General features: G+C 64.6%; 21 protein-coding genes. 8 read left to right on the forward strand and 13 right to left on the reverse strand.

Annotated features, from left to right (window positions below; translation table 11 throughout):
- Positions 1–4 precede the first annotated feature (4 nt).
- From KUW62_RS08900 to purC, 8 genes are all read right to left on the reverse strand, one after another.
- Positions 5–904, reverse strand: coding sequence for a hypothetical protein (locus KUW62_RS08900; RefSeq protein WP_224815130.1), 900 nt, complete (start codon positions 902–904; stop codon positions 5–7).
- Between the two features lie 76 nt (positions 905–980).
- Complete coding sequence (locus KUW62_RS08905) at positions 981–1,841, reverse strand: hypothetical protein (protein ID WP_224815131.1); 861 nt, start codon at positions 1,839–1,841, stop codon at positions 981–983.
- Positions 1,842–1,857: 16 nt separating this feature from the next.
- Positions 1,858–3,174 (reverse strand): sigma-54 dependent transcriptional regulator, encoded by a 1,317-nt coding sequence (locus tag KUW62_RS08910; protein ID WP_224815132.1) that lies wholly within the window; start codon positions 3,172–3,174, stop codon positions 1,858–1,860.
- A 21-nt stretch (positions 3,175–3,195) separates the two neighbouring features.
- Complete coding sequence (locus KUW62_RS08915) at positions 3,196–4,968, reverse strand: ATP-binding protein (protein ID WP_224815133.1); 1,773 nt, start codon at positions 4,966–4,968, stop codon at positions 3,196–3,198.
- A 61-nt stretch (positions 4,969–5,029) separates the two neighbouring features.
- The gene (gene purQ, locus KUW62_RS08920) at positions 5,030–5,698 is read right to left on the reverse strand and encodes a phosphoribosylformylglycinamidine synthase subunit PurQ (protein WP_224815134.1); all 669 of its coding nucleotides are present in this window, start codon (positions 5,696–5,698) and stop codon (positions 5,030–5,032) included.
- A gap of 12 nt (positions 5,699–5,710) precedes the next feature.
- Complete coding sequence (locus KUW62_RS08925) at positions 5,711–6,754, reverse strand: alcohol dehydrogenase catalytic domain-containing protein (protein WP_224815135.1); 1,044 nt, start codon at positions 6,752–6,754, stop codon at positions 5,711–5,713.
- Positions 6,751–6,984, reverse strand: coding sequence for a phosphoribosylformylglycinamidine synthase subunit PurS (gene purS, locus KUW62_RS08930; protein WP_224815136.1), 234 nt, complete (start codon positions 6,982–6,984; stop codon positions 6,751–6,753). Before purS ends, KUW62_RS08925 begins: the two co-directional genes overlap by 4 nt.
- 68 nt (positions 6,985–7,052) lie before the next feature.
- Entirely contained in the window at positions 7,053–7,814 is a 762-nt protein-coding gene (purC, locus tag KUW62_RS08935; RefSeq protein ID WP_224815137.1) for a phosphoribosylaminoimidazolesuccinocarboxamide synthase, read from the reverse strand.
- Positions 7,815–7,994: 180 nt separating this feature from the next.
- On the opposite strand from purC, the gene KUW62_RS08940 reads away from it, so the two are divergent.
- Positions 7,995–8,309 carry a DUF1476 domain-containing protein gene (locus KUW62_RS08940; protein ID WP_224815138.1) on the forward strand — a complete coding sequence of 105 codons (315 nt, stop codon included), beginning with the start codon at positions 7,995–7,997 and terminating at the stop codon, positions 8,307–8,309.
- Between the two features lie 168 nt (positions 8,310–8,477).
- Entirely contained in the window at positions 8,478–9,503 is a 1,026-nt protein-coding gene (bmt, locus tag KUW62_RS08945; RefSeq protein ID WP_224815139.1) for a betaine--homocysteine S-methyltransferase, read from the forward strand.
- Positions 9,504–9,603: 100 nt separating this feature from the next.
- Here bmt and KUW62_RS08950 read toward each other — a convergent pair whose 3' ends face one another.
- Complete coding sequence (locus KUW62_RS08950; protein WP_224815140.1) at positions 9,604–10,674, reverse strand: PA0069 family radical SAM protein; 1,071 nt, start codon at positions 10,672–10,674, stop codon at positions 9,604–9,606.
- A 149-nt stretch (positions 10,675–10,823) separates the two neighbouring features.
- Between KUW62_RS08950 and KUW62_RS08955 the strand changes: the two genes are divergently transcribed.
- From KUW62_RS08955 to KUW62_RS08970, 4 genes are all read left to right on the forward strand, one after another.
- Positions 10,824–11,531, forward strand: coding sequence for a B12-binding domain-containing protein (locus KUW62_RS08955; RefSeq protein ID WP_224815141.1), 708 nt, complete (start codon positions 10,824–10,826; stop codon positions 11,529–11,531).
- Positions 11,532–11,701: 170 nt separating this feature from the next.
- Positions 11,702–12,016: a GNAT family N-acetyltransferase gene (locus KUW62_RS08960; RefSeq protein WP_224817078.1), complete on the forward strand. Its 315-nt coding sequence runs from the start codon at positions 11,702–11,704 to the stop codon at positions 12,014–12,016.
- Positions 12,017–12,098: 82 nt separating this feature from the next.
- On the forward strand, positions 12,099–12,959 hold the full coding sequence (locus KUW62_RS08965) for an EamA family transporter (RefSeq protein ID WP_224815142.1): 861 nt from the start codon (positions 12,099–12,101) through the stop codon (positions 12,957–12,959).
- Between the two features lie 65 nt (positions 12,960–13,024).
- Positions 13,025–13,198, forward strand: a complete 174-nt coding sequence (locus tag KUW62_RS08970; RefSeq protein ID WP_224815143.1) for a hypothetical protein — start codon at positions 13,025–13,027, stop codon at positions 13,196–13,198.
- A 49-nt stretch (positions 13,199–13,247) separates the two neighbouring features.
- On the opposite strand, the gene KUW62_RS08975 is transcribed toward KUW62_RS08970, so the two are convergent.
- Complete coding sequence (locus KUW62_RS08975; RefSeq protein WP_224815144.1) at positions 13,248–13,757, reverse strand: hypothetical protein; 510 nt, start codon at positions 13,755–13,757, stop codon at positions 13,248–13,250.
- A gap of 133 nt (positions 13,758–13,890) precedes the next feature.
- On the opposite strand from KUW62_RS08975, the gene KUW62_RS08980 reads away from it, so the two are divergent.
- Entirely contained in the window at positions 13,891–14,517 is a 627-nt protein-coding gene (locus KUW62_RS08980; protein ID WP_224815145.1) for a DUF1638 domain-containing protein, read from the forward strand.
- Between the two features lie 78 nt (positions 14,518–14,595).
- Here KUW62_RS08980 and KUW62_RS08985 read toward each other — a convergent pair whose 3' ends face one another.
- Together KUW62_RS08985 and KUW62_RS08990 are read right to left on the reverse strand one after the other, a co-directional pair.
- On the reverse strand, positions 14,596–15,021 hold the full coding sequence (locus tag KUW62_RS08985; RefSeq protein ID WP_224815146.1) for a hypothetical protein: 426 nt from the start codon (positions 15,019–15,021) through the stop codon (positions 14,596–14,598).
- 26 nt (positions 15,022–15,047) lie between these two features.
- Complete coding sequence (locus tag KUW62_RS08990; RefSeq protein WP_224815147.1) at positions 15,048–15,647, reverse strand: SRPBCC family protein; 600 nt, start codon at positions 15,645–15,647, stop codon at positions 15,048–15,050.
- An 89-nt stretch (positions 15,648–15,736) separates the two neighbouring features.
- On the opposite strand from KUW62_RS08990, the gene KUW62_RS08995 reads away from it, so the two are divergent.
- Complete coding sequence (locus KUW62_RS08995; protein WP_224815148.1) at positions 15,737–16,192, forward strand: MarR family winged helix-turn-helix transcriptional regulator; 456 nt, start codon at positions 15,737–15,739, stop codon at positions 16,190–16,192.
- Positions 16,193–16,444: 252 nt separating this feature from the next.
- Here the strand turns inward: KUW62_RS08995 and KUW62_RS09000 are convergent, their stop codons facing one another.
- Positions 16,445–18,214, reverse strand: a complete 1,770-nt coding sequence (locus tag KUW62_RS09000) for an IlvD/Edd family dehydratase (protein ID WP_224815149.1) — start codon at positions 18,212–18,214, stop codon at positions 16,445–16,447.
- Positions 18,215–18,242 lie beyond the last annotated feature (28 nt).

An 18,242-nucleotide genomic window follows, 5' to 3' on the forward strand; every position in this document is an offset into this window, starting at 1 on the left:
GCCCCTACTCCACCACCACGGCGCAGTCCCGGTAATCCGGACGCCCCTCCGGCCCGCACAGGATTGCGCCGACCTCCCGCGTGTTGGCCGACACGCGCCAGCTCAGGCCCGGATCATGGGCGTGGGAAAAGTCGATGTCGCCCAAGGGCGTGAACGGCAGGCCGCCGAAGACATGGCTGTGGCGGGAATACTCGAACCGCGTCACCAGCGGGGTCAGCGCCACCGGATCGAAGGCGGTCAAATCGCCCGCCTCGAACACTATGTATTCCATCCACAAGGTGTTGGTCGGAAACACGCCGTAGGTTGGGACGTCGGGCAGGATCTCGGCCTCCGCGCGGGGCGCGAGCGACGCATGGTCCATGACTACGTAATCAATCCGCTCCGGTATCGCGGGCACGCTCGGTGTATCGGCAGGCAGGCCCGGGATTAACGGCTCCGCGAAGGTGTGGATCACCCGGTCCAACAGGTCGACGGGCCCATCGCCGAAGCGCAGATCAAGGCTGCGCCCGTGGCCGAAATAGACGGCATCCGCCGGGCTGAACTCCGCCACGGCCCGGCACAGATCGGAACAATCGTGGGGCGTATAGCGCGATCCGCCGACGAAAAGCACATGCGCCCCGGTCAAATCAATCGGCGGCATGGACACTTCATGGGCCTCGATCGCCGCGATCTGCGCATCCAGCACCCGCTGGTCTAGGATCGGCGGCGCCGCAACCAGCGCGGCGGCGGCGATCCCGAAGGCCACGCCAAGCGCCATGCTGATGCGCGACAAACCATAGGCGCACAGACCCAGCAACCAGACCAGGCCCCATCCAAGCCCCAGAACCAGCACCACGGCCACAAGTCCGCCCAGCGCGATGATCCAGAACAGGGGCGCGCGTGAAGGGCCGGCGGGTTTGGGCATGGTCGTCTCCGTATCGGTCCGGCGGACGGTGGCCACTGCCCTGATCGGCGTCAACCCACGACGGCGCCTGCGCGCGTCATTGCATCGCGGCGCGACACGCCTCGGCGCGCGGGCCGCACAGGAACAGCGCCGCGTCGATCAGGTTGTCGTCGTAGTAGGCGCCATGGGCACTCCCCGTTTCGAAGGAGGCATAGCGCCCCGCCGGAACACCGGGAATATAGGGAAACCCCAGGCGATTGCGGGCGATCATGAGGCGCGAAAAGACCAATTCGTCGGTCTCGAGGTTCAGCGCCAGCGGCTCGGACGTCTCGTATACGCGGACGCTGCGCCGCGCGTGGGACAAAGCGTAGAATCCGTAGGTCCCGATCTCCTCGATCAGCGCGTCGCCGTCCCAATCGGTCAGGCCGTCCAGCACCACGTAATCTATGCGCTCCGGTGTGACCTCGACGGGCGTGGCCTGGGTGGGGAAGGACGACGGCACTCCATCTGGGAAGGTGAAGATGCGCCGCTGCGTGAAGTCGACCCGCGTGGCGTCGCCGGGGATGAAGGCAAGACTGCGATCATAGCCGAAATAGACCGCCTCCGCCCCGCTGTGGTTGAACAGCGCGTAGCACAGGACCGAACAATCGACGGGCGCATAGGGCCCCGACCCCATCACCAGAACCGTCCGCCCCGTCAGGTCGATCGGCGCGGCGTCGACATTCATGTTGCGCGCCGCCGTCAATTGCCGATCCAGGATGCGCTGATCGAACATCGGCGGCACGCTGACCGCCGCCAGCACGAGCACAAGGGCCAAGGCCCCCGCCCACGCGCGCCACCGCCACAACACATAGACCAGCCCCAGAGCCACCCAGAACAACACTGCGGCGAGGTTGACGAAAACGAACAGCACCACGGCGATTGCCGCGAAGATTGCGGCCTGCTTCAGAGGTGACATTCCGGCACCCTCGCGTTCAAAGGTAATCCGACCGGCTCAACCCGTATTTCGCCATCTTCTCGTTAAGCGTCCGGCGCGGCAGGCAAAGCTCATCCATCACGCTGGCGATGGAGCCGCGATGCCGCCGCATCGTGTTGTCGATCAACATCCGCTCGAATGCCTCGACATATTCCTTCAGGGGCTTGCCCTCCCCGATGGCCTGGGGCGCGATCTGGGTGTTGTCGGACATCAGCAGCGACGCGATGGAGCCGGAGCCCCGGCGTTGCTGCAAGATCGCGCGTTCCGCGATGTTGATAAGCTGGCGCACGTTGCCCGGCCACGGCGCTTGCAGCAATTGCGCGGCCTCCTGGGCCGTGACCTGCGGCGCGTCGGTGCCGTATTCCTCCGAAAACTGCTCCCCGAACCGGGTGAAGAGCGTCAGGATATCCTCGCCCCGCGCCCTGAGCGGCGGCAGGTCGATGCGCATCGCGGCCAGGCGGTAGAACAAATCGGGGCGCAGCGCCGCCTCGCAATTCTCGGGCTCGGGCGCGTTGCAGATGGCCACGATCCGCGTCTCCGCCGGCGTCCCCTGATCGTTGATGAAGGTCAGAAGCCGCGCCTGCAACGCCTGGCTCAATGCCTCCACATCCTCCAGCACCAATGTACCGCCGCGGGCCTGTTCCACCAGCGGCTTGTCCTGATCCTCGCCCACCGGCCCGAACAGCTTGGCCGACAGATCCTCCTCCTCGTGGGCCGCACAGCTCAGCACCACGAAATGCTTGCCCGCCCGTGGCCCCACCGCGTGTAGCGCATGCGCCACCAGCGTCTTGCCCGTCCCCGTCTCCCCGGTGATCAGCACGTGGCCGTCGGCCTGGCCGAGGTCGAGGATGTCCTCGCGCAACCGGTCCATCACCGGGCTCGACCCGATCAGCTTGCGCATCAGCACCGTGCCGTCGCTCAATTCCTTGCGAAGCGCCCGGTTGTCCAAGGTCAGGCGGCGCTGCTGCCCCGCCCGCTTGGCCAGATCCGTCATCCGGTCGGGGTTGAACGGCTTTTCAAGGAAATCGTAGGCCCCGATCCGCATCGCCTCCACCGCCATGGGCACGTCGCCATGCCCGGTAATCAGGATCACCGGAATGCCGCTATCGACGCCCATCAGCCGCTTGAGGAACGCCATCCCGTCCATCCCCGGCATCTTCACATCCGTCACCACCACGCCCGGAAAGTCCGAGCCGATGGCCTTCAGCGCATCCTCCGCGCTGGCATAGGTTTCGGTGTCAAACCCCGACAGGGCCAGCCATTGGCTGATCGACTGCCGCATATCCTGCTCATCATCCACAATCGCGATCTTCATGTCGCAGATCCTTTTACCGTCTCATTCCGCGGCTGCCGTCACATCGGCCTGTTCGCCAAGCGCCGGAAGCCGTATTTCGAACACCGCGCCGAAGGCCGCCGAATTGCGTGCCGTCAACCGTCCGCCAAGGTCGCCCACGATCCCGGAGGAGATCGCAAGGCCCAAGCCAACCCCTTCTCCGGGCCGCTTGGTGGTGTAGAATGGCTCGAACAAAGCCTCCAGATCGTCAATCCCCGAACCGGTGTCACGCACAGTCAGGACAACCTCGTCCCCTTGCACGATCATCAGGTCCAGTTCCCGTCGCTCCGCCCCCTTCATCGCGTCCAGCGCGTTGCGCAACAAGTTGATGATCACCTGCTCCAATCTCAACCGGTCCGCCATGACCATCGCGGGCTTGCGCGGTAGCGATTGCGTGATCTCCACCGTGTCGGTCCTCAGCTGTGGCTCCATCATGGTGAGAGCGCCCTTCAGCGCCTCGCGCATATCCACCGGTTCAAGCGCGTCTCCGCCCTTGCGGGCATAGGATTTCAGCTGTCGCGTGATCGCGCCCATCCGCTCGATCAGGTCGTCGATCCGCTGGAAACTCGACGCCGCTTCTTCCGTCCGTTTGCGCTGCAACAACAGCCGCGCCCCGGCGAGGTAGGTTTTCATCGCGGCCAGCGGCTGGTTGAGTTCGTGACTGACCGCCGCCGACATCTCGCCAAGGGCGGCCAGTTTCTGGCTTTGCTGAAGGCTCTGTTCAGCCTCCTCAAGGGTCCGTTCGACCTTCTGACGTTCGGCAATTTCCCGCTGTAGCCTGGAGTTCAGGCGGCGCAGTTCCGCCGATTCCCGTGCCAAAACAGCGCTTTGCATCCGCGCGCGTCGGCTCAATACGTAAAAACCGCCCGCCAGAAGCAGCGCGAATCCCATGATCTGAAGCGCCAGGACGGAATTCACCCGCTCCCTGACCGAGGCATAGGCGGTGTAGCTGACGATCCGCCATCCCCGGAACGGGATGCGCGTCTCCAGCCGGATCGTGGCATTGCCGAAGAAGTTCGGACCCGGATCGCCAAAGGCCCAGTCCCCCGCCCCTTCGAGCGCCCGCTGGATCGCGGAGGGCGGCGCGCGCAGCGCCATGGCCTCCGCCTCCGTCCTGCCGCGCCAGCGCGGTTCCGTGGACAGGATGATCTCGCCCTGGGAATTGGCCAGGAACACCGCCTCCGACGTGCCACGCCACCGGTCCACCAGGCGCGCAAGGTCGATCTCCACCAGGATCACGCCAAGCAGGCCATCGCCATTCTCGATCCGGCGCGAGAAGGTGAAATCGAAGCGCCCCGTCTCCGGCTCGTTGGAGGTGAAGACCGTGTCGGGGGACCGCGTGGCCTCAACAAAGAAAGGCTCCGTGTTGCGGCGTTCGGAAATGCGCGCGCGGTCCGTGGCCGCCACAACCCGCCCCTCGCGGTCCAAAAGCAGGATGGAGGCCGCGCCGATATCCTCCACGTAGGAAATCAGGTATTGCGACGTCGTGCCGTAATCGTTGGCCTCCAGCGACCGGATCAACGACGGGTCACGGCTCAGCAACAGCGGCACGACCTGGTGGCGCTGGATTTCCGAGATGACGGAGCCGGAATAGATCGCCAGCCGCAATTCCGCCCGGTTGCGCGTCGTTTCCGTGAACCGCTCGGTCAGCCAGATGTTGGAAATCCAGATCACCGCCACAGCGCCGCCCAGGAACACGACCATCAGCGCGCGCAGCAGCCAGGGGCGCCGGAACGGGCTGCGCCGGGGGGGAATGGGGCGATCTGCCAAACTCATGGGGTGAAGCCTAGGGCGCACCCGCCTTCCGCTCAAGCCGATTGCATCCGGTAAGCCACGCTCAGGCGGTTACCAGCGCCTCCGCAAGGCCCGCGAAAAGCGCGCTGCCGTCCTGCGTGGCGTGGCTCGGGTCAACCGCACGCTCGGGATGGGGCATCAGGCCGAGGATGCGGCGATTGGCGCTCAGCACGCCCGCGATATCCGCCCGCGACCCGTTGGGATTGTCGCCATAGGTGAACGCGATCCGGTCCTCCCCCCGCAGGGTCGCAAGACCGTCCTCGTCGATCTGGTAATTGCCGTCGTGATGGGCGATCGGGATCGCGATTGATCTACCATTGATATACCCTGACGTGAACGGGCTGTCGGTTGTCGCGACCTCCAGCACCTCCGTCCGGCAAACGAATTTCAGCCCCGCATTGCGCATCAGGACACCGGGCAGAAGCTGCGTTTCGCACAGGACTTGGAAGCCGTTGCAGATGCCCAGGACATGGCCGCCCCGCCCCGCAAACTCCGCCACCGCGCGCATGATCGGCGATTTCGCCGCGATGGCCCCGCAACGCAGGTAATCGCCGTAGGAAAAGCCGCCGGGAATGCCGACCACGTCGATCCCGTCCGGCAGGCCCGTGTCCTTGTGCCAGACCATCGACACCTCGAACCCCGCCGCGCGGAAACCCACGGCCAGGTCGCGGTCGCAGTTTGATCCGGGAAAGACAAGAACGGCGGCTTTCATGGCAAGGATCCTCTATCGGGTAAAATCGGTGATGACGGCCACGCCGGGTGGGGCCGCACGATCGAAAAGCGCAAGCTCCGCACTGGCATCGCCAAGGGCGACACGCCGTGCGATCAGCGGCGACAGGTCCAGTTCCGTCGCCTCCAGGAATGACAGAAGCGAAGGGTAGCGATGGGCGGGCATCCCGCGTGTCCCATAGATCGCGACCTGCCCGGAATAGACGGCATCCCACGGCAATTGCATGTTGGAATGCGCGCCCGCCGGCATACCGATCTGCACCATCCGGCCCATTTTCCGAAGAGATTTCAGGGCGTTGACGACCGTGGGTGCAATCCCCAGCGCCTCCACCGCGAGATCGACGCCGCCGCCCGTGGCCGCCCGCATCGCGCCTGCCGGATCGTCCGTGCTTGCGTCGACCACGACTTCCGCGCCCAACGCGCGCGCCAACTCCAGCTTCTCCGGCACCACATCAGCCAGTGCAACCCGCGCGCCCATCGCGCGGCCGAGCATCAGCGCCGCAAGGCCCACACCACCGCCGCCCCAGATGCCGAGCCATTCGCCGGGCGCCAGGTCCGCGCGCCCCGTCAGCCCATGCCACGCGGTCGTCACGCGACAGCCCAGAGCGGCAGCCAGCGCGGGGTCCATCCCCTCGGGCAGGGCCGTCAGGTTGGCATCGGCATGGGGCACCGCCACGGCCTCCGCATAGGCACCGTCATAGGTGAAGCCGGGCACGGCTTGCGTGGCACAGATCGTGGCATGGCCCGCGCGGCAATCGGCACAGCGCCCGCATGACAGGATGAACGGCGCGATGACACGGTCGCCCTTGCGCCACGTGCGCACGTCCGCGCCCACCTGGCGCACAATGCCGCAGAATTCGTGTCCCGGTATATGGGGCAGGCTCACATCGGGATCCGCGCCGGTCCAGGCATGCCAATCCGACCGGCAAATCCCGCAGGCCAGCACCTCCAGCACCACCCCATCGGACGGGCAAACCGGATCGGGCACCTCCGTCACGTCCAACGGCGCGCGCCAGTTGGTCAGGCGGGCGGCTTTCACCCCGCCATCTCCACCCGATAGCTCTCGATCACCGTGTTGGCGAGCAGCTTTTCGCACATCTCGGTCACGTCGGCCTCCGATGTGCCATCGGCCAGGTCCAGCTCGATCACCTTGCCCTGCCGCACGCCGTCCACGCCGTCGAAGCCCAAAGCGCCCAGTGCCGATTTCACCGCCTCCCCCTGCGGGTCAAGCACACCTTGTTTGAGCATCACGGTGACGGTCGCTTTCATGGCACGCGGCCCCCTCTTTCCTGTTTCAATACACCTAAAGTCCGATCGCCCGACGGGGCGGTGCGGCTTCAGTTGATCAATGTCGGTTTCGATACGCCCGACGGACCCTGCGGCATCACGCCGAGGCGGCGGGCAACTTCCGTATAGGCATCGGCCAGATCGCCGAGGTCGCGGCGGAAGACGTCCTTGTCGAGCTTGCGGTTTGTCTCCATGTCCCACAGGCGGCAGCTATCGGGGCTGATCTCGTCGGCCACGATCAGGCGCATGAAATCGCCGTCCCAGATGCGCCCGATCTCGATCTTGAAATCCACCAGCTTGATGCCGACCCCCAGCATCAGACCGCTGAGGAAATCGTTCACGCGCAGCGCGAGGCTCACCATATCGTCCAGATCCTGCTGCGCAGCCCACCCGAAGGCGATGATGTGTTCCTCGCTGACGATGGGATCTCCCAATTCGTCGTTCTTGAGGTAGAATTCCACGATCGGGCGCGGCATTGGTGTGCCCTCCTCGATCCCCAGCCGCTCGCAGATGGAACCTGCGGCGACGTTGCGCACGACCACTTCCAGCGGAATGATCTCCACCGCGCGGATCAGTTGCTCGCGCATGTTGAGCCGCTTGATGAAATGGTTCGGCACGCCGATGGCGCTCAACCCTTGCATGAAGAACTCGCTCAGGCGGTTGTTCAACACGCCCTTGCCGTCGATCACATCGCGCTTCTCGGCGTTGAACGCGGTCGCGTCGTCCTTGAAATATTGAACGAGCGTGCCCGGTTCGGGGCCTTCATACAGGATCTTGGCCTTGCCTTCATAAACCAGCTTGCGGCGTGCCATATGTGATGTCCCCGAAATTAAATGGGCGGCCACGGCAGCGGCCGCCGGTCGTTTCGCCTTGCCAATAGGCCATAGGGCGTCCTGTCGCAAGCGTAGGGCGGATGTGTCCGCTTGCGGCCCCTTCGCGCAGGGGTCTATGGTTGCGCAGAACACGTCACGACCATCCACGGAGCCGCTCCCATGTCCAGTTTCGACGACCGCGAAAACGCGTTTGAAAACAAGTTCGCCCACGACGCAGAGATGCAGTTCCGGGCCGAAGCCCGCCGCAACAAGCTCATGGGGCTTTGGGTGGCCGAAGCGCTGGGAAAATCCGGGGATGACGCCAACGCCTATGCCGCGGAGGTCGTGAAGGCCGATTTCGAGGAAGCGGGCCACGAGGATGTCATGCGCAAGGTGATGGGCGACCTGGACGGCAAGATCCCCGAAGCCGAGGTCCGCGCGAAATACGCGGAGCTTCTGACCGTGGCGAAGGCGCAGTTGATCGACGAGGTGTGACGCGCGCCCGGGGGGTGTGCCGAACCGGCGCGCCCGCATCCGTTGCAGGGGATGAGCCGCCAACATGAGGCCACCTCATGTAAATGATGCAAGTTTTGCGGCTTGCTCATAATGCCACGCCTTTCTAAGCCTCGCCCATGCGCGACGCCCCCGAAAGGACGCCCCAAGATGCCTGACGCCCTCCGTGATCTTCTGAGCACCCGCGACTGGCTTCTGGCCGACGGCGCGACGGGCACGACGCTGTTCAACATGGGGCTTCAATCGGGCGATGCGCCCGAATTGTGGAATGTCGATCACCCCGACCGCGTTCGCGCGCTTTACCAGGGGCCGGTCGATGCGGGTTCGGACCTGTTCTTGACCAATTCCTTCGGCGGCACCGCCGCGCGTCTCAAACTCCACGATGCCCAGTCGCGCGTGTTCGAGCTGAACCGCGCCGCCGCCGAGATCGGGCGCGAGGTCGCAGATGCGGCGGGCCGCCCTGTGATCGTCGCAGGCTCCGTCGGCCCCACGGGGGAGATCATGGCGCCGATGGGCGCGCTCACCCACGACATCGCGGTCGAGATGTTCCACGAACAGGCCGAGGGTCTGAAAGCGGGCGGCGCGGATGTGCTCTGGGTCGAGACCATCTCCGCGCCCGAGGAATACAGGGCCGCCGCCGAGGCCGCGAAGCTGGCCGACATGCCCTGGTGCGGCACGATGAGCTTCGACACCGCCGGGCGCACGATGATGGGTGTCACCTCCGCCGCGATGTCAACAATGGTGGAAAAGCTGGACCACAAGCCGATGGCGTTCGGGGCCAATTGCGGTGTCGGGGCGTCGGATCTGTTGCGCACGATCCTCGGGTTCCGGGCCTCGGGCACCGAACGGCCGCTGATCGCCAAGGGCAATGCGGGCATCCCGAAATACGTGGACGGCCATATCCACTATGACGGTACGCCCGAGTTGATGGTGCGCTACGCGGTGCTGGCGCGCGATGCGGGGGCAACGATCATCGGTGGCTGCTGCGGGACCACGCCGGAGCACCTGGCACAGATGCGCCGCGCGCTGGAAGGCACGCCGCGCGGTGCAACGCCGAGCCTTGAGCAGATCGCGGAGGCCCTGGGCGGGTTCTCATCCGAGGTGGACGGGACAGAGGCCGATGGCGGTGGCGGACCGGTCCGCGCGCGGCGCGGGCGCAGGCGTGCGCGGGCCTGACGCGGGCCACGCCACCTGCCAGACCGGCGAAGTGGTGACATTCCAGTACGGGCGCTCACGACTGGCGCTCGATCCCGTCCTCCGGCATCGCCATCCGTTCTCAGAACAGCGCCATCTGGTCCCCCTTTGCCAACGGCACTTCGAACAGATCCGTGCGGAGCGGCGGCAGTTTTTGGTCCAGCCCCGCTGCTCGGGCGGCGCGCTTGAAGCGCTGCTGCAAAAGGTTCGCCCAAATTCCCTCCCCCGTCATGCGTTTGCCCCAGGCCGCGTCGTAGGGCTTGCCGCCGTGCATGTCGCGCAGCTTCGACATCACCCGCTCCACCCGGTCGGGATAATGCTCCGCCAACCAGCTTTGCCACAGCTCCGACACTTCCAGCGGCAGGCGCAGGGGGATCATGGTGGCGGCCGCGGCCCCGGCATCGCGCGCCGCCGCGACGATGGCCTCGATCTCGTGATCGCTCAGCCCTGGCACGATGGGCGAGATCATCACCCGCACCGGCACACCCGCCGCCGCAAGCCGCTCCACCGCCCGCAACCGGCGGAGCGGGGTGGGCACCCTCGGCTCCATCTTGCGCGACAGATCCGCGTCAAGCGTCGTGACGGAGATCCCCACCGCCGCAAGCCCATCCCCGGCCATATCCCCCAGAATGTCGATGTCCCGCCCCACCAGCACACCCTTGGTGGCGATGCCCACCGGGTGGCGGAACGCCTGCAAAACCTCGAGGATACCGCGCATGATGCGACGCTCGGCCTCGATCGGCTGATAGGCGTCCGTGTTGGTGCCGATGGCGATGGTCGCACATCGGTAGGACGGGCGGCGCAATTCACGCTCCAACACCGTCGCCGCATCGGGGCGCGCAATCAGCCGGGTCTCGAAATCCAGGCCCGGCGACAGGCCCAGATAGGCATGGGTCGGCCGCGCAAAGCAGTAGATGCAGCCATGCTCACACCCGCGATAGGGGTTGATCGAACGGTCGAAGGGCACATCGGGGGACGTGTTGCGCGTGATGATGCTGCGCGGCACCTCCTCCGTCACTTCGGTGCGCAAGGGCGGCAATTCTTCTGCAAGATCCCAGCCGTCATCCACCGCTTCCCGCGCCACGGCCTCGAACCGGCCCGTCGCATTGGACAAAGCCGCGCGTCCTTTCGCTTTATGATGCCTGTTATCCATTGCACCAGAATGGAACAAAAACGGAACATCCGCAACCGAAGTCGCGCGCCCGCCGCCCCATGTCGCAAATCGCCAATCCGCCCGCGGGCAATTGCCTAGATAGTCTGAAAAAGCCCGGCGTCCCCGCCGGTTAGCAGGAGCATCCATCCATGTCCGACCAAGAAGACGACATCATCCTGTCCGAGCTGAGCGACGAGGACCTTGTCGCGCAGATGTTCGACGACCTCTACGATGGCCTCAAGGAGGAAATCGAGGAAGGCGTGAACATCTTGCTCGAACGCGGGTGGGAGCCCTACCGCATCCTGACCGAAGCGCTGGTGGGCGGCATGACCATCGTGGGCCACGATTTCCGCGACGGAATCCTCTTTGTGCCCGAGGTCCTGATGGCCGCCAACGCAATGAAGGGCGGCATGGCGATCCTAAAGCCGCTCCTGATCGAAACAGGCGCGCCGCGCGTGGGCAAGATGGTGATCGGCACCGTGAAGGGCGACATTCACGACATCGGCAAGAACCTCGTGTCGATGATGATGGAAGGCGCGGGCTTCGAGGTTGTGGACCTCGGCATCAACAACGCCGTGGAAAGCTATCTGGAGGCGCTGGAATCGGAAAAACCCGACATCCTTGGCATGTCCGCCCTTCTGACCACGACCATGCCTTACATGAAGGTCGTCATCGACACGATGAATGAGAAGGGCATCCGCGACGATTACATCGTGCTGGTGGGTGGCGCGCCGCTGAACGAGGAATTCGGCAAGGCCATCGGCGCTGACGCCTATTGCCGGGACGCCGCCGTGGCGGTGGAAACCGCCAAGGAATGGGTCGCGCGCAAGCACAACCAGATGGCCGCTGGCGCCTGAACCCCCGCGCCGCTCGGATTTCGCCCGCCCCCGCACCGTCGGGGCGCGGGCTTTTTCCCGGGCAATTCCATGCAGATCATCCTTACCACGGCGCGAGACGCGGGCCTCTTCGACCGCGTCCATAACGATGTGTGTGACGCATCACAAATGCCGGTCTGCTGACCAGCTTCCTGTCCGACCCGCGCCTTCACATGGTTGTGGCCACCGTCGAGGGACAGGTGATCGGCATGGTCACGGGCGTTCATTTTCACCACCCCGACAAGCCGCCGCAAATGTGGATCAACGAGCTTGGAATGGCCGGGCCGTTCGGACGCCAGGGCATCGCAACTGCGCTTGTCGACGCCCCGTCCGAGCACGCCCGCGATCTGGCCTGTACGGAGATCTGGGTCATCGCCGATCCCACCGACATGGCAGAGGCGTTCTACACGAGTCTTGGGTGGGCGCGGACCGATCAGCGGCTGGCCATGTTCACGCACGCCCTGTGATCCACCGCTCACCCCATTGCGCATCTGCGGATATGCGGCCCATGCTGCGCCCCATGGACCGACCGATCTGCCCTGCCCCATGATGCCGAACCGCGATCTGCTGCTGGTCTTTCTGGTGGTCCTGGCCTGGGGGTCCAACTTCACCGCCATGAAGCTAGTGCTGGAGGAGCTTCCGCCGCTCCTGTTCGTGGGCCTGCGCTTCGCGATCCTGATCCCTCTGATCGCGGTCTTCCCCCGGCCCGCCTCCTGGCGCGCGATCCTTGCCATCGGTGTGCTGGTCAATATGGGGCAATTCGCCTTCCTGTTCTCGGCCATGCGCGCGGATGTCACGGCGGGGCTGGCCTCCCTCATCTTGCAGAGCCAGGCGCCGCTGACGATCGTGCTGGCGGCGATTTTCTTTGGCGAGCGGGTCTCTGCAATCCAAATCGCAGGGGTCGCTCTGGCCTGCCTCGGGCTGGCGGGGTTCGGCGTGGCGGGCGGCGGCAATGTCACGCTGGTCGGGCTGGCGCTGGTCCTGTGCGGGGCGCTGTCCTGGGCGCTTGGCAACCTCGTCTTCCGACGCCTGCCCGGCGTGAACATGCCCGCGCTCTTCATCTGGGCCAGCCTCGTGCCGCCCTTGCCGATGCTTGGCCTGTCGCTGAGGTTCGAGGGGGCCGCGCCGTGGGCAACCATTGCGGATCTCAGCGTCACGGGTTGGATCGGAGTCATCTACGTTGCCGTGATCTCCACAATCATCGGCTACTCGATCTGGGGCGCGCTCTTGTCCCGACACCCGGCGGCGCTGGTCACGCCCTTCGCGCTCCTCATCCCAGTGGTGGGCATCGCCACGGCGGGCCTTGTCCTGGGTGAAGAGGTCAGCACCGCAGAAGCCCTTTCGGGCGGGATCATCTTGGCGGGCATCGCGCTCGCCGTCCTCGGCCCGCGTCTGCTGCGTCCGCGTTGATCCGCCGCGCTTGGCACGGGCGCATTCCGCACCACCTGTGTCAGTGACAGAGAACCGGAGCGGACATGATCGACCTCCGTGCAAAAATCCTGTTGGGCATCTTCGCCTTCGTCATCGTGGCCTCCGCGCTTACGATCTGGGTGGTTCTCGCGCTTGGCGGCGGGACGATCCCGGTCCTCGTGCCGCTGGTGCTGGCGGCGCTTCTGCTGCTCGTCACGCGCCGGATGACGCGCAGATAGCAAACGGGCCGCCCGGGATCGGACGGCCCTTCGTCTTTCGCGCGCCGGATCAGGCCGCCCGGCGTTCCAGGTGAACGATCGTCGCGGCGGCCACGACGCCGTAGATCACGTGGCCGGCCAGTGCGACCCAGGTAATCCGTGTGAAACCCAGGAAGGCCGGGTTGCCCGCCACCCAAGCGATGAAACCGATGGCGAAGACCCACAGGCCCACGCCGTAAAGCGCCGATGCGATACTCCAGTGCAGGCCGGGCATGACTTTCGCAAGGATCGGCCGCGCGATGAACAACCAGCCTACCGGGTAGGCGATGGCGCCCACGAGGAACAGGTGCATGACATTGCCCCATGCGCCCGAATTCGGCAGGCCGAGCGCGCCGAGAAAGCCGCGGGCAAGTCCGACCGGCGCCAGCCCGCCTAGGCCCAGAAGCGGCGCGATGGCCTTGCCCCAGAGATCGAAGGCCAGCGTCCCGGCCGCCCCGGCGATCAGAACCATGAGAACGGTGTTGACGGACAGGCCCGGAAGGGCTGCGGTGGAGGTGGAATTGGTGGATGCGATTGCCATTGTGTCGGGTCCCTTGTCTATGATGTCGGCGGCGGAGGTGCCGTTCGTCCTTGATGGCCCGACACTCGGCGGTGGCACCGCTCCGCTCAAGTGACGGCCCCGTGAGCGCACGGCCCCGTGAAAAGGTGTTTCAATGCACGTTGACGATGAAAACCTAGTCGAACGCGGCATGGATGCACGAAAATCCGGCGATATCCTGCTGCTGGCCTGCGGGGCACTGGCCCATGAAGTCCTTGCTTTAAAACGGATTAATGGCTGGGATCACCTTGATCTGCACTGCCTGCCCGCAAAACTCCACAACACGCCCGACGCGATCCCCGACGCGGTTGAGGCCGCCATTCGCGCACGTCGTGGTGCATATGCGCAGGTCTACGTCCTTTACGCCGATTGCGGCACCGGCGGTTTGTTACAGGCCCGCTGCGCGGAGCTTGGGGTGGAGATGCTCGAAGGCCCCCATTGTTACAGTTTTTTCGAGGGGAATCAGGCGTTCGCGGCACACGAAGAGATGACGGCCTTCTACCTCACCGACTTTCTGGTGAAGCAATTCGACGCCTTCGTGACCAAACCCCTCGGCCTCGACCGCTTTCCGGAATTGCGCGACATTTATTTCGGCAATTACGAAAAGCTCGTCTACCAGGCCCAGGTCGACGACCCCGCCCTGACCGAAAAAGCCCGCGCTCATGCCGAGGCGCTGGGGCTGGCCTTCGAGCGGCGATTCACGGGCTACGGCGATCTGGAGGTGGCGCTCAGGACCCTGTGAGGGGCCGGGCCGAATTGCACAGCGGATGGCGGCCTGGCGGAACGAAGCTGCCATCCGGAACTGCGGCAGTAAGGCGGGTCATTGCTCCTTGAGAACACCGGAGCGAATGACGGGAACAAGAAACGCAACAAGATAGAGCGTGTTCGGGATGAGGTTCAGCGCAAATCCGGTAACCACTGAAAGAATGCTGTCGATTACCATCCACGCCAGCACACCCGCCGTGATCCATAGCCACGTTTTCGCCGCTATCGGTTTGGGGAGGTGCCGCGTCGCTTCGGTTGCTCCGATCAGTGTCAGCGCCCACCCCATCGTCACCGGACCCATAACAGCCAGGGCAAATCTCAGATGCGGTGTCATCTCAACCATGATGCCACCGCTGAGCATCTCGAGAAGGAGAATAGTCGGCGCGCTAGTTGCTTCGATTGCCCCAAGCGTGATGATCAAGCCGAACCCACCGACCGAGATGCACCACAAAATCATCCAAACGCGCCAGATACCGTTCATTGCCTCAATCCTCGAAATTCTTGCCCTCAAGCGGCTTGCTGACCGTGTTCATACGGATTCGCGCCCGTCGGTGGTCGGCCAACAATGGTCCCGTCTATGTCGCGGTGCGGCGGTTCGGAAAAGGCTTTGAGGCCCGCTAGATCCTTTCGGTGCATCTCTCGCGTCCATTTCGTGAGGCCCGCGAACTTCCAGATCGCGTTGAACGGACGTGGCAGCTCATTGACGAAATGGGCCATCACCCGGGTGCGCGCGTCGCCTTCCGGGCAAAGTTCAAATGTCAGTTTCGGCCTATGCGGGGGACCGGGGCCCACAAGCGTCAGGACGATTTCCTCATTCTCCTTGAGATGCACGACTTCCTGATGCCCCACCCGTTTGCCTTTGGTGAAGAACAGTGTTTTGGCCCCAACCTCTCCATCGGGGCCCTCGACGGAGCAACTGGATTTCGTCTGCTTCGGCCAAGCCGACCACCGCATCAGGTGCTCTTGCAGGCGAATGTCATCATAGACGTCCTCAACCGGTGCATCGACCGATATCTCCTCGGTATACGCCACCCGCGTCGGCGCAAGCGCAGACAAAAGGGCCACCAGGGCGGCCAGCCCCAGCACGATGTAAAACGCGATTTCCATTTGGACCTGCACCTTCCTTGCATTCGAATTTCCCTCGGGCGATGATCTATATCAAGTAACTTGATTGTCAAGCTAAATGGAAGACGACCATGTCACCTCCCGATCCAACCACGCCACAAGACCTCGTTCTCGCGTGCCGCAGGCTGTACGCGAGCATCGACAGGCTCGACACGAAGGCGGCCACATCTGTCGGGGTCAGCCGGAACGATCTGCGCTGTCTGAACATGCTGGCGGACGCGCCCGTCAGACCAAGCAAGATCGCGGCGGAGCTTGGCTTGACCACCGGATCTGTCACGACCTTGCTGGACCGTCTGGAAAAGGCGAACCTCGCCCGGCGCGCGCGCGATCCGGATGACAGACGTGGGATCATCGTTCACCCGACACCCTACCTGTTCGAGACGCTCGGGCCGATCTACGCGAGTGTTGCAAAAGAAATTGCGCGGATCGCGGCGGGATATTCGGCTGAAGAACGACGATTGGCGGTCGCGCACCTCAACGATGCGTCGTCTGCATACGAACTCGCTGCATCCGGGGACGGTTCCTGACAGCTACGCACCCCGCGTATCGCATTCCGTAGAGCCCGTGCATTCACCCGATGTCGCGGCCGTAACGCGCGCCAAATCACGAAACACATTGCCGAGCGCCCGACCGCCTGCCCGTTTCGCCCGAAAACCCCGGTTTGCGTGCCACTGGCCGAAGGAGCAGCACCACTATCGCCGGGTTAACAAAACCTCAAAACAATTGCCTTTGTCGAGCGATTACAGCGCTATAACCCACGGTAGCAGGCGCGCTACCCCTCAATGATTGTCCCGCGGCAGGTCCTTTGCGATCCGCTGATAAGCCGTCGCCAGTTCCAGGCAGCCGCCATCGGCCAACTGCCCCACGTGACGCCGGTAAAGTTCCTGCCACGGCGTCTGGTGATGCAGCTCCGGCGGGCTCCAGGCCGCTTTCCGCGCCTCCCATACCGCCTCGTCGACCAGGGCGTTCAGCGTCCCCTCGTTCAGGTCCAGCCGCACCCGGTCCCCGGTTTGCAGATAGGCCAGCCCGCCGCCCACCACCGCCTCGGGGGAGGCGTTCAGGATCGACGGGCTTTCCGACGTACCCGATTGCCGTCCGTCCCCCACCGTCGGCAGGTGCTTGATCCCGTCGCGGATCAGCGCATCGGGCGGCTGCATGTTCACCACCTCCGCCGAGCCGGGATAGCCCACGCAGCCCACGCCCCGGATGAACAGAATGCATTCCTCATCCACAGCGAGGTCCGGATCGTTTACCCTGTCGTGATAATCCTCCGGCCCCTCGAACACGATCGCGCGCCCCTCGAACCTGTTGTCCTTCAGGAACCGCGCGCGGAAATCCTCGGAAATGACCGAGGTTTTCATCAACGCGCTGTCGAATAGGTTGCCGGACAGCACCGCAAACCCCGCCTCCTCCCGCATCGGATCGGCCACCGGCCGGATCACGTCCCGGTCGGCCGACCGTGTCGTGCCAAGCGCCTCGGACAATGGCTTGCCCGACGCCGTCAAGACAGACCCGTCCAGCAGCCCCTCCGCCATCAGCTCTCCCATCACGGCAGGCACACCGCCCGCCCGGAAGAAGCTCTCGCCCAGGTACTCGCCCGCCGGCTGCATGTTCACCAGAAGCGGCAGGGCATGCCCGATCTTCTCCCAATCGGTGACGTGCAGTTCCACACCCGCATGGCGCGCCAATGCCTGCAAATGCGGCGGCGCGTTCGTCGAGCCGCCAATGGCCGTATTGACCTTGATCGCATTCTCAAACGCCGCCCGCGTCAGGATGTCGGACGGCTTGAGGTCCTCTTCCACCATCTCTACCGCGCGGCGCCCCGTCAGATACGCCATCTCCATCCGTTCCCGAAACGGCGCCGGGATCGCGGCCGCACCGGGCAGGGTCATCCCCAGAGCCTCCGCCAAAGCGTTCATGGTCGAGGCTGTGCCCATCGTGTTGCAATGGCCAAGCGACGGCGAGGAGGCGCAGGCCAATTCCATGAACTCCGCGTAGTCGATCTCGCCCTTCGCCAAAAGCCGCCGCCCTTCCCAGATGCTCGTCCCCGACCCCGCGCGCTTGCCCCGGAACCAGCCGTCCAGCATCGGTCCGCCATTCAAGGCAATCGCGGGCAGGTCCACCGTCGCGGCTCCCATCAGCATCGCGGGCGTGGTCTTGTCGCAGCCCGTGGTCAGCACGACCCCGTCAATCGGGTAGCCGTGCAAAACCTCCACCAGCGACAGATATTGCAGGTTCCGATCCAGCGCCGCCGTGGGACGTTTGCCGGTCTCCTGGATCGGATGGACCGGGAACTCCAACGGGATGCCGCCCGCATCGCGGATGCCAGCCTTGATCCGGTCCATCAGAAACACGTGGATCTTGTTGCAGGGCACCAGATCACTGCCGGTCTGCGCGATCCCGATGATCGGCTTCTCCGCCTGCAACTCGCCCTTCGTGAAGGCCTGATTCTGATACCGCTCCAGATACAGCGCCGTCATGCCGGGATTGTTTGGATTATCGAACCATTCCTGGCTGCGATAGCGGCGATTGGCGCGTGTGTTGGACATGGGCTGGTTCCGAATATTGAAACTTGCG

Source organism: Hasllibacter sp. MH4015 (genome assembly GCF_020177575.1).
In the GTDB taxonomy this organism is placed as follows: domain Bacteria; phylum Pseudomonadota; class Alphaproteobacteria; order Rhodobacterales; family Rhodobacteraceae; genus Gymnodinialimonas.